At 65.5% G+C, this 11,543-nt stretch carries 7 protein-coding genes and 4 pseudogenes; 9 read left to right on the forward strand and 2 right to left on the reverse strand.

What is annotated here, in order from left to right:
* Positions 1–111 precede the first annotated feature (111 nt).
* The 5 genes and pseudogenes from MOV75_RS12900 to MOV75_RS12920 all read left to right on the forward strand — a co-directional run.
* Positions 112–390, forward strand: a pseudogene (locus tag MOV75_RS12900) (DNA repair protein RecO C-terminal domain-containing protein); the annotation flags it as partial.
* 100 nt (positions 391–490) lie between these two features.
* On the forward strand, positions 491–766 hold the full coding sequence (locus MOV75_RS12905; RefSeq protein WP_246927255.1) for a hypothetical protein: 276 nt from the start codon (positions 491–493) through the stop codon (positions 764–766).
* A 61-nt stretch (positions 767–827) separates the two neighbouring features.
* A complete protein-coding gene (gene parC / locus MOV75_RS12910) occupies positions 828–3,086 on the forward strand; it encodes a DNA topoisomerase IV subunit A (RefSeq protein ID WP_246927244.1) in 2,259 nt (752 codons plus the stop codon).
* Positions 3,087–3,420: 334 nt separating this feature from the next.
* Positions 3,421–4,971 carry an ABC transporter substrate-binding protein gene (locus MOV75_RS12915; protein WP_247005877.1) on the forward strand — a complete coding sequence of 517 codons (1,551 nt, stop codon included), beginning with the start codon at positions 3,421–3,423 and terminating at the stop codon, positions 4,969–4,971.
* A gap of 4 nt (positions 4,972–4,975) precedes the next feature.
* Positions 4,976–6,247 (forward strand): annotated as a pseudogene (locus MOV75_RS12920) (GMC family oxidoreductase); the annotation flags it as partial.
* Here MOV75_RS12920 and MOV75_RS12925 read toward each other — a convergent pair.
* Both MOV75_RS12925 and MOV75_RS12930 read right to left on the reverse strand, forming a co-directional pair.
* Positions 6,244–6,960: pseudogene (locus MOV75_RS12925) on the reverse strand (polysaccharide deacetylase family protein); the annotation flags it as partial. The pseudogenes MOV75_RS12920 and MOV75_RS12925 overlap by 4 nt on opposite strands.
* Positions 6,961–7,139: 179 nt before the next feature.
* Positions 7,140–7,913: a polysaccharide deacetylase family protein gene (locus tag MOV75_RS12930; RefSeq protein WP_246928079.1), complete on the reverse strand. Its 774-nt coding sequence runs from the start codon at positions 7,911–7,913 to the stop codon at positions 7,140–7,142.
* Between the two features lie 115 nt (positions 7,914–8,028).
* Here MOV75_RS12930 and mgtE point away from each other — a divergent pair, with 115 nt between their 5' ends.
* The 4 genes and pseudogenes from mgtE to MOV75_RS12950 form a co-directional block, all read left to right on the forward strand.
* Positions 8,029–9,450: a magnesium transporter gene (mgtE, locus tag MOV75_RS12935; RefSeq protein WP_246928077.1), complete on the forward strand. Its 1,422-nt coding sequence runs from the start codon at positions 8,029–8,031 to the stop codon at positions 9,448–9,450.
* 355 nt (positions 9,451–9,805) lie between these two features.
* Positions 9,806–10,123, forward strand: coding sequence for a DNA-binding transcriptional regulator (locus tag MOV75_RS12940; RefSeq protein WP_246928019.1), 318 nt, complete (start codon positions 9,806–9,808; stop codon positions 10,121–10,123).
* A 166-nt stretch (positions 10,124–10,289) separates the two neighbouring features.
* Positions 10,290–11,108, forward strand: a complete 819-nt coding sequence (locus MOV75_RS12945; protein ID WP_246928016.1) for an aldo/keto reductase — start codon at positions 10,290–10,292, stop codon at positions 11,106–11,108.
* Positions 11,109–11,157: 49 nt separating this feature from the next.
* Positions 11,158–11,543: pseudogene (locus MOV75_RS12950) on the forward strand (hypothetical protein); the annotation flags it as partial.

The following is an 11,543-nucleotide window of genomic DNA, read 5'->3' on the forward strand; positions in this document are numbered from 1 at the left end:
AATCATTGTCCGGCTGCAGATAGCGTTCATCGAGAGCGCGTGCCGTAAGGTAATTCTGCAGACAACATTCTGCCGAGTGTGTGGACATTGATAATGAGAGCAATCAAGTGCGACCTGATCTATGTTTCGCCGAAATCCGGCGGCGCGGTGTCGCGCGGCGCGGGCGAGCCGTGGCGTGACCGCCTGTTGCGCCTGCCGCCGTTTCTGCGCCAGGGCGAAACCGCAAGCGACCTCACCGAGCAGGATCTCCAGGACGGCTTTCGGCTCACCGGCCTGTTCCTGCTGCGCCATGTGCTGGAGCCGCGCGGGCAGGGCCATTCCGACGCGCGCGCGGGCTTCATCAATGCCCTGATACGGCAGCAGGCGAGGGCGGCGATCCCGGCGCCATGAGCGCAGCGGGACTCTGCCTTGTTCCTCAAAATGGAGTTCCCCCGGAACGAAATTGGGGCCTTCGAGTTCGCCCTGAGGTTCCACAACGGGGACAGCCTAAATGTTGATCAGGGGATTCGCCTTGTCCGCGGCGCTGCTCGCGTTTGCGCCTGATGCAATGGCCGGCGAGCCGCAACCCGGCGTGTTTCGCCGGGCGTCGTGCACCGTCGTCCGGTACTATGTGGCCAAATATTCCGCTGCGGCCGCAGAGACATGGGCGCGGTCAAAGGGGGCGACGGAGGCTGAAATCGAAGCCGCCCGGCGTTGTCTGACCAATGGGCCGGCGCCGGCTCAGGCCAAAACCGAGACCGTGACAGCCGGCTGGGCAGGCCAGTAGGCCGCCCACAGGGAACCAATCCATCCTTGCCCGATTCGCTTCCACGGTTTAACCGGGCGGCATGGGAAAACGATTGATTCCGCCGCAAGAGCCGGCCGAAATCCACGAAGTGCCGCTGCGTGAAGCGCTGGAAGAGCGCTATCTCGCCTATGCGCTCTCCACCATCATGCATCGTGCGCTGCCCGACGCGCGCGACGGCCTGAAGCCGGTCCACCGGCGCATCCTCTACGGCATGCGCCTGCTCAGGCTCGATCCCGGCACGGCCTTCAAGAAATCCGCCAAAATCGTCGGCGACGTGATGGGCTCGTTCCATCCGCACGGCGACCAGGCGATCTACGACGCCATGGTGCGCCTCGCGCAGGATTTCTCCTCGCGCTATCCGCTGGTCGACGGCCAGGGCAATTTCGGCAATATCGACGGCGATAACCCCGCCGCCTACCGCTACACCGAAGCGCGCATGACCGACGTCGCGCGGCTTCTGCTCGAGGGCATCGACGAGGACGGCGTCGAGTTCCGCGCCAATTACGACGGCCAGTCGAAGGAGCCGGTCGTGCTGCCCGGCGGCTTCCCGAACCTGCTCGCCAACGGCGCGCAAGGCATCGCGGTCGGCATGGCGACCTCGATCCCGCCGCACAACGCCGCCGAGCTTTGCGACGCCGCGCTGCATCTGATCGAGAAGCCCGACGCCAAATCCAAGGCGTTGATGAAGTGGGTGAAGGGCCCGGACTTCCCGACCGGCGGCATCTGCGTCGATTCCAAGCAGGCCATCGCTGAAGCTTACACCACCGGCCGCGGCTCGTTCCGCGTTCGCGCCAGGTGGGAGCAGGAGGAGGGCGCGCGGGGCTCCTGGGTCGTCGTCGTCACCGAGATTCCCTTTCTGGTGCAGAAGTCGCGCCTGATCGAGAAGGTCGCCGAGCTGCTCGACCAGAAGAAGCTGCCGCTGGTCGGCGACATCAGGGACGAGTCGGCCGAAGACGTCCGCATCGTGATCGAGCCGAAGTCGAAGAACGTCGATCCGGCGCTGATGATGGAATCGCTGTTCCGTCTGACCGAGCTCGAAAACAAGATTCCGCTGAACCTCAACGTTCTGATCAAGGGCAAGGTGCCCAAGGTGGTGGGGCTCGCGGAGTGCCTGCGCGAATGGCTCGACCATCTGCGCGACGTGCTGATCCGGCGCAGCAATTACCGCAAGGCGCAGATCGAACACCGGCTGGAGGTGCTCGGCGGCTTCCTGATCGCCTATCTGAACATCGACGAGGTGATCAGGATCATCCGCAACGAGGACGAGCCGAAGCCGGCGCTGATGAAGGCGTTCAAGCTCACCGAGGTGCAGGCCGAGGCGATCCTCAACATGCGCCTGCGCAGCTTGCGCAAGCTCGAGGAAATGGAGATCCGCACCGAGGATAAGAATCTCCGTGCCGAGCTCAAGGGCATCAACGCGGTGCTGGCCTCCGAATCCGAGCAGTGGAAGAAGGTCGGCGAGCAGGTCGGCAAGGTCCGCGACATGTTCGGGCCGAAGACGCCGCTCGGCAAGCGCCGCACCACCTTCGCCGATGCGCCCGAGCACGATCTGGCCGCGATCGAGGAAGCCTTCGTCGAACGCGAGCCGGTCACCGTCGTCGTCTCCGACAAGGGCTGGATCCGCACCATGAAAGGCCATGTCGAGGACCTCTCTGGGCTCGCCTTCAAGCAGGACGACAAGCTCGGCTTCGCCTTCTTCGCGGAGACCACCTCGAAGCTGCTGATGTTCGCCACCAACGGCAAGTTCTACTCGCTCGATGTCGCGAAGCTTCCCGGCGGCCGCGGTCACGGCGAGCCGATCCGCCAGTTCATCGATCTCGAGCCGGAGGCCGCGCCGGTCACTCTGTTCGTCAACAAGGGCGGGCGCAAATTCCTGGTCGCGAGCCACGAGGGCCAGGGCTTCGTCGTCAACGAGGACGATTGCGTCGGCACCACCAAGAAGGGCAAGCAGGTTCTCAACGTCGACATGCCGAACGAGGCGCGCACCGTTACCGAAGTGCAGGGCGACACCGTCGCGGTCATCGGCGAGAACCGCAAGATGCTCGTCTTCCCGCTCGACCAGGTGCCGGAGATGGCCCGCGGCCGCGGCGTGCGCCTGCAGAAATACAAGGACGGCGGCCTCTCCGACGTCGTCGTGTTCGAGGCCAAGGCAGGCCTGACCTGGAAGGATTCTGCCGGTCGCGAGTTCTCCACGACCATGAAGGAGCTCGCCGAGTGGCGAGGCACCCGCGCCGACGCCGGCCGCCTGCCGCCGAAGGGTTTCCCGAAGTCGAACAAGTTCGGCAAGGTGATCGGGTAGTTGCCCTTGTGTCCCGGACGCGCTGCAGCGTGCAACGCTGCTGCGCAGAGCCGGGACCCACGCGGCAGGGTTTGCTCGGAGACATGGGCCCCGGCTCAGCAGCGCACCACTGAAGTAGCGTTGCGCTGTGTAGAGGGCGCGGGAGAGCGTGGTGCACGCCTATCTCCCCACCGTCATTGCTGGGGATGCGATGGAGTCGCACTCAAACCCAGAAGTGCGCATCCCGCAAACGCGCGGCTGATAGCCGTGTGCGCATACGTCCTTCTGCCGTGTGGGCACGAACATTGCCTTTTGCTGGCGACCGTAACCGTTTCGCCAAGGCAAGAAGAAACTAATGTTCAAACTCAAGTCTTTCGTCCCTGCGCTGCTCGGCCTCGCGCTGGCCGCAGCGCCCGCGCATGCGGCGGGCAATCTCGTCGCAGTGCTCGAGGCGGAAATCGTCACCCTCGATCCGCATTTCTCCACGGCCTACATTTCGCGCACGTTTGGCTACATGGTGTTCGATACGCTGTTTGCGAAGGATTCCAAGGGCGATGTCAAACCTCAGATGGTGCAGGACTGGAAGGTCTCGCCCGACAACTTGACCTACACATTCACGCTGCGCGACGGCCTGAAGTGGCACGACGGTCAGCCTGTTACGGCCGCCGATTGCGTGGCCTCGCTGCGCCGCTGGGGCACCCGCAGCGCGCTCGGCCGCCGCATCTTCGCGATCACGGCGTCGCTCGAGCCGACCGATGCCAAGACCTTCGTGCTGACCTTGAAGGAGCCGTCCGGTCTCGTCATCGACGCGCTCGGCAATCCCGTCAGCCCCGTCGCCTTCATGATGCCTGAGCGGATCGCGAAGACGCCCGGCGATCAGCGCATCACCGAGATCGTCGGCTCGGGCCCTTTCGTCTACAGCAAGGCCGATCACCGCACCGGCGACCGCATGATCCTGAAGAAATTCGCCGACTATGTGCCGCGCCCCGAGCCAGCCGACTTCCTCGCCGGCGGCAAGCGCGTCAACGTCGACACGCTCGAGATCCGCGTCATTCCCGACGGATCGACCGCGGCGTCCGCATTGCAGGCCGGCGAGATCGACTTCATGCAATACGCGCCGTTCGATCTGCTGCCGCAGATGGAGAAGAATTCGCGCGTCAAGCTCGTCAACTTCACAGGCGGCAACATGTTCGCGGGCGCCTACCGTCTCAACGCGGCGTCGAAACCGTTCGACGATCCCGCGATCCGGCGCGTGCTGTGGAAGCTGGTCGATCAGCGCGAGGTGCTGGATGCGCTCGGGCTCGATACCAAATACGCCACGCCTTGCGCGACGTTCTTCACCTGCGGCTCCACCTATGAGAGCAAGGCCGGCGCCGAAGCGGCCGCCAAGCCCTCGATCGAAGCGGCGAAGGCTGCACTGAAGGCGACCAAATATGCCGGCGAGCCCGTCGTCGTCATGCAGGCCAACGATCTCGAAGCGCCGCGCGTCTCGGCGCAGGTGCTTGCGGAGCGGCTGAAGGCTGCCGGCTTCAACGTCGATCTGCAGGTGATGGATTGGGCGAGCGTGCTGGCGCGCCGCGCCAAAAAGGAAGGCTGGAGCGTCTATGGCGTTCATGCTGGCGGCTTCGATCTGGGTTCGCCGCTGACCAATGTCATGGTTGCCTTCAACTGCGCCGACTTCACCGGCTGGCAATGCGATCAGCGCATCACGCCCTTGACGGAAGCTTTCGCCAAGGCGCCGGCCGAGGAGGACCGCAAGAAGATCGCGGGCGAGATCCAGGCCGTCATGTACGATCAGGCTCCCGGAATTCCGTGGGGCCAGTTCGCGCAGCCCGCCGCCTATCGCGCGACGTTGCGCGGTCTGATACCGTCCGCCATCCCGGTGTTCTGGAATGTCGAGAAATAACGCGATGTACGATGTCATTGTTGTCGGCGGCGGCTCCGCTGGCGCTGCCGTTGCGGCTCGGCTGTCTGAGGATCCCGCGCGGCGCGTCCTGCTGCTGGAGGCGGGCCTGGACTGGCGCGCCGACGAGGCGCCGTGGGAGGTGGTGACGCCGAATCCGATCCCGATCATCCACAGGCGCGAGTACCAGGAGAAATGGCAGTGGCCTGATCTCCTGACGCGCCGGGTGGCCGGGCAGGAGCCGCGCTTCTACTGGCGCGGCAAGGGGCTCGGCGGCTCCTCGATGATGAACGGCCAGATCGCGATCCGCGGCGTTGCCGATGCCTTCGACGAATGGGCCGCCAATGGCTGCACCGGCTGGTCGGCCGGGGAGGTGATGCCGCTCTTCTCCGTGATCGAGGACGATCTGGAGTTCGGCGATGCCGCAGGCCATGGACGCGGCGGGCCACTGCCGGTCTACCGGGCGCCTCCGGAAAAATGGGGGCCGATCGATCGCGGCTTGCGCGATGCCGCGCTCGCGAGCGGCTATCCCTGGTGCGCCGATCTCAACGGCCCCGATGGCGAGGGCGTGGCCTGCTATCCCATCAACAGCCGCGACAGCCGGCGCATCAGCACCAACGAGGGCTATCTGGAGCCCGCGCGCGGCCGCGCCAATCTCGAAATTCGCGGCCATGCGCTGGTCGATCGCGTGCTGATCAGCGACGGAAGGGCGACCGGCGTCCGCGTCCATATCGAGGGGCAAGGCACCCACGAGATCAGCGCCCGGCAGATCGTGCTGTGCGCCGGTGCCATCCACAGTCCGGCGATCCTGCTGCGCTCGGGCATCGGGCCGGCCGACGAGTTGAAGGCGATGGGAATTGCGGTCGAGTGCGACCTGCCGGTCGGTAAGCACTACTTCGACCATCCGCTGTTTCGCGCCACCATCCAGCTCCACGAAAATCTCAGGCCCACCGATCCGGACACCCGCCACACCAATTGCTGCGTGACCTATTCCTCGGGCCTCGCCGACGGCGGCAAGCGCGACATGATTCTGATCGCCTTCAATCACCGCGGCATCGGCGTGCCGGGCGCGATCGGCGCGGGTCTGTTCAACGCGTATTCGCGCGGCACGCTGAAGCTGGCCTCGACCGATCCCGCGATTGATCCCGTCGTCGAGGAGAACATGCTGGCCGATCCCCGCGACATGCTGCGCATGATGGATGCGGTGAAGCGTCTCGCCGTGCTCACCTCGCAGCCGGCGCTGTCAGGCATCGCCGACTGGATCCGGCTCGCCGACACCGTCCGCGCCTGGATGTCGTGCAGCAGCAAGATGCCCTTGCCCTTGGCCTCCAGCCGCTGGATCGCGAGCTGATAGACGCGGTCGGACGACACATGGCGCCAGTCGTCGGCCGGGAAGTCGGCGCTCCAGACCTGGATGCCGCGCGAGATCAGATGATGCTCGACGCCTTCGGCGCGCATCAGGCCGGGAATGCGGAAGAACGGCGCCAGCTTGGACGGATCGGTCATCGCGGCCGAGGTCCACTCGATGCCGCCATTGATCTCGGCCTCGAATTTCTCGGCCGGCATCCGGTCGAAGGTCAGCGGATGGTTCATGCTGTGGGTGCCGACGGTGTGGCCCGCCGCTACCAGCTTGCGCACGCCTTCGGGGTTCGCCTTGGCCTGGCTGCCGATGATGAAGAAGGTCGCCTTGATGCACTCGTCGTCGAGGATCTTGAGGACCTGGTTGGAATATTTCGGCAGCGGACCGTCGTCGAAGGTCAGGACCACTTCATGATCCCTAAGCGGTAGCGTCTCGCGGTACTGCATGGTGCCGATCAGCGGATGCTCGTGCGGATCGACCACGAGGGTGCGGGAGGTCCCGAGCGCATCGGGGTGGCCCGGGCAGTCGGCCGCAAGCGCCGCCGGCGATCCGAGGGTCGAACATCCAAGGAATCCGCTGAGGCAAAGGACGATCCACGATCGCGTCCGCAATACAACGCTACTTCCGATCATGAACCCGGTCTGCCTTCATATGCGCTTGCCGCCATAGTAGGTCGGAGACATCAGGAAACGGTTCAGGCGCAAAGACCCTTTCCCATCGCAAAGTCCCCATCCATTTGCAGGGGGTAGCATGAACAGAGTGTTAATAGGGCCCAAATCACCCCATTTTGCGCCGGCGTGACATTCCGGCATCAGCGCGCATCGGCATTCTTCTGCGGCACGCCGGCCGGTGCGACGTGAACCACGCGAAAACCGTTCTCCCTCAGATACCGCAGGAAGGCCGGCATGATCGCGGCCGTGCGCGCCTTGGGGTCGTGGAACAGGACGATGCCCTTGCCGCTCGCGGCAAGGCGCTCCGTGACGAGCTTCAATTCCTGCTCCGGCGTCATCTCGTTCCAGTCGCTGGCCCACAAATCGGCCCCGAACACGACGATGCCGCGCGACTGCAGCAGGTCGAGCTGCGCCGGCGTCCCCTGGAAATAGGGGAAGCGGAAGAACGGCGTCGAGGGCGTCGTCGACGACGTCCCGTGCAGCGCCATCTCGTCGGCCGCGATGCCGCGGTCGATCTCGCTTTTTGCCTTGTCGAACGGGATCCGCGCCATGAACGGGTGCGAGAAGGTGTGGTGGCCGATGGTGTGGCCTTCGCGGGCGATGCGCTTGACCATATCGGGATGCTGGGAGGCGTGCATGCCGATCAGGAAGAAGGTCGCGCGCACGCATTCCTGCGCCAGCGCCGCCAACACCTTCGACGTCGTCGGCGGGTTCGGCCCGTCGTCGAAGGTCAGCACGACCTCGCGATCGGCCAGTGCAAGCGTCTGCGGAAAGCTCTTCAGGCCCACGCGCGGCGTGGTCTTGGCATCGACGCTCAGCACGCGCGAGGTGCCGAGTGCGTCCTTGCGCGGGCACTCGGCGGCTTCAGGCGAGGTGATGCCGGCGAGGGCCGCGAGGGCCGCGCCCAGCGCCATCGAAGTCCACCTCAGTCGAAGCATCTTTGTCATTGCGCTCGCAGTTGGCTTGTGGGTATTGCCTGACCGTCAGCTCAGACCACCTGATCCAACCTGTCAAACGGCGAGGCGCGCCATGGATGAACATATGGACGTTGCCCGATCCGCCGCGGATTCGGTACTCGACCACGTGCCGATGCGCAATGAAGACGGCGATATCAGGCACGAATTCGTCGAGGAGATCGCGCATGCAATCGAGGCCGGCGACAGCGCATCGCTGCGCGCCTGCGTCGCCGAGCTGCACGAGGCCGATCTCGGCGATCTGATCGGCGCTCTGGAGCCCGACGACCGCGTCCGCCTGGTCGAGCTGACCGGGCGCGACTTCGACTTCGCCGCGCTGAACGAGGTCGACGAGGCCGTCCGCGAGGAGATCCTGGAGGAACTGCCGCCGGAGAGGGTCGCCGAGGGCGTCCGAGAGCTCGAATCCGACGACGCGGTCGAGCTGCTGGAGACCCTCGACCAGGCCGAGCAGGAGGAGATCCTCGAGAAGCTGCCGCTCAAGGAGCGCGTCGCGCTCGAACGCAGCCTGCTGTATCCCGAGAATTCCGCGGGACGCCGGATGCAGACCGAGTTCATCGCGGTGCCCCAGGATTTCACCGTGGGCCAGGCGATCGACTACATGCGCGAGACGCCGGATCTGCCCGACCGATTCTACGAGATCTACGTCGTCGACAAGGACCAGCACTGGCAGGGCGCGGTGCCGCTCGACGTGCTGCTGCGCGCGCGCCGGCCGGTGGCCTTGGCCGAGCTCACCGACGAGGACCGCCGCCGCGTCTCCGTCCTGGAGGACCAGGAAGAGGTGGCACGCATGTTCGGCAAGTACAATCTCGTCGCAGCCCCCGTGCTCGACACCCAGGATCGCCTGGTTGGCGTCATCACCGTCGACGACGTCGTCGACGTCATCGAGGAGGAGGCGGACGAGGACCTCAAGGCGCTCGGCGGCGTCACCAGCGACGAAGAGCTGTCGGACACCTTCCTGACCATTGCGCGCGGCCGCTTCAACTGGCTGCTGGTCAATCTCGCCACCGCCTTTCTCGCATCCTCGGTGCTCGGCCTGTTCGAGGGTCAGCTCGAAAAGATGGTCGCGCTCGCCGTGCTGGCGCCGATCGTGGCAAGCCAGGGCGGCAATGCCGCGACCCAGACCATGACGGTCGCGGTGCGGGCGCTGGCGACGCGTGAGCTCGGCTCCTCCAATGCCTGGCGCGTGGTGATGCGCGAGGCGCTGGTCGGTCTGATCAACGGGCTCGCCTTTGCCGTGATCACGGGCATCGCGGCGGTGGCCTGGTTCAAGATTCCCGGCCTCGGCATCGTCATCGGGCTTGCGATGGTCTGCAACCTCATCGCCGGTGCGCTCGGCGGCATCCTGATCCCGATGGCGCTCGAACGCGTCAGGGCCGACCCGGCGGTGGCGTCCGGCACCTTCGTCACCACCGTGACCGACGTCGTCGGCTTCTTCTCCTTCCTCGGGATTGCGACGCTCTGGTTCGGGCTGAGGTAGGGGGCGAGGCCACGCTCTCTCCACGTCATTGCGAGCGCAGCGACTTTGTCCGCCGAAGCTTTAGCGAAGGCGGAAGCAATCCAGAATCCCTCCGCGGTGGCAGCCTGGATTGCTTCGTCGCAAGAGCTCCTCGCAATGACGGGGATAGGCAACGGGTTCCCCCCGTGTCCCGGACGCGCTGCAACGTGTAGCGTTGCTGCGCAGAACCGGGACCCGGAAGGCGGCATACTCCGTGGCGAGATGGGCCCCGGCTCAGCAGCGCATCACGTCGTGCTGCGCAGCGTCCGGGGCACGCGACCTCGTATCTTTAATCCGAACTTAAGCGACCTGCCGCATCATCGCCTCGCTTGGGGGAATGAGCATGCGGTTGCGGCTGAAGGCGGACGGACGGGTCGTTGAGTTGCGGGACGGACAGGAGTTTCCGGTCCAGCCGTCTGCGGCGGAGCCCACGGCAACAGCCGCGCCCGGCGATAGCTCTTTGCTCGCGGTGCGCGATTTGCGCCGCCGCGCCTGCCTGACCCAGATGGAGTTCGCCGCCAAGCTCGGCGTTCCCGTCGAGACCATCCGCAACTGGGAGCAGGGCAAGCGTGCTCCGCGGGGACCAGCCCGCGCGCTGCTCGCGGTAATCGCGCACGCTCCGGATACGGTGTTCCAGGCGCTCGCCAAAGCCTGACGTCAAAGCCTGGCGTCAAGGGCCACAAGCCCCGACGCGAACCTCCCGTTAGCATTGCGCCAAATATCCCGCCGGACTGCCGCGGCTTCCGTTGGCAGCGTCATGGGCCGGGTCCATAATGAGGCCTGATGACGTCAGGGGTTGCCGCAACGGAAGAGGACTCCTCATGCTGTTCGTCGAGGCCAATGGCGCGAGAATCCCGGCGATCGGGCTCGGGACCTGGGAGTTGAGCGGAAGGCTTGCCGCGCGGGTGGTCGAGCAGGCGCTGCGGCTCGGCTATCGCCACATCGACACCGCGCAGGTCTACGACAATGAACGCGAGGTCGGCGACGGCTTGCGCGCCTCTGGCGTCCGCCGCGACGACGTTTTTCTCACCACCAAGGTCTGGACCAACCATTTCGCGCCCCATGATCTCGAGCGCTCGGTCAAGGAGAGCCTGGCGCGCTTGCGGCTTACCTCCGTCGACCTGTTGCTGCTGCATTGGCCCAATCCGCACGTGCCGCTGGCCGAGACGCTCGGCGCGCTGTCGCATGCCAAGCGCATGGGCCTGACCCGCCACATCGGCGTGTCCAATTTCACGGTGGCGCTGATCGAGCAGGCGTTGGCGCTGTCGGGCGAGCCGCTGGTCTGCAACCAGGTCGAATACCACCCCTATCTCGGCCAGGCGAAGGTGAGGGCGGCCTGCGACCAGCATGGCCTTGCACTCGTCGCCTACAGCCCGATCGCCAAGGGCCGCATCAAGTCCGACCAGACGCTGGCCGGGATCGGGCGCACTCATCGCAAGACGCCGGCGCAGATCTGCCTGCGTTGGCTGGTGCAACAGAATGTCGCTGCGATCCCGCGCACCTCGCGCATCGAGCGCCTGTCTGAAAACATCGAGATCTTCGATTTCGAGCTGTCGGAGGACGAGATGAGCCGGATCGCCGCGCTCGCCAACCCCAAGGGCCGCCTGACCGACTTCGGCTTCGCCCCGAAATGGGATTGAGAGGGGGCCGGGGTATGCTAGGACCGCGACGGCAACCCAAGATCGGTCGATGGAACTGCGGAAGATCATACGGACGGACATTGCGGCGTCGGCAATCGCGCATCTGACGCTGGTGGCGCTGATCATCGTGATCAGCGAGGTCCATCCGTTTCACGCCGCGCCGCCCGAGACCGTGACCGTCGACATCGTCACGCCGGAGCAGGTGAAGGAGGAGATCAAGGAGCAGGAGACGAAGGAGGCGGCCAAGGAGAAATTGCCGGAGCCGCCGCCCGATCTGAAGCTGCCAAAGCTTGATTTCACCGACAAGTCCGAAGCGGCGGGCAAGCCCGCGGCCAAGCAGCAGGCAGCAGCACCATCGCCGCAGCAGACGCCAGCTGAACCGCAGCAGAAGCAGCCGCAACCCTCGTCGGCGCCGAAGCAGCGTGAGGCCAACGT

This window comes from Bradyrhizobium sp. PRIMUS42 (genome assembly GCF_023006515.1).
In the GTDB taxonomy this organism is placed as follows: domain Bacteria; phylum Pseudomonadota; class Alphaproteobacteria; order Rhizobiales; family Xanthobacteraceae; genus Bradyrhizobium.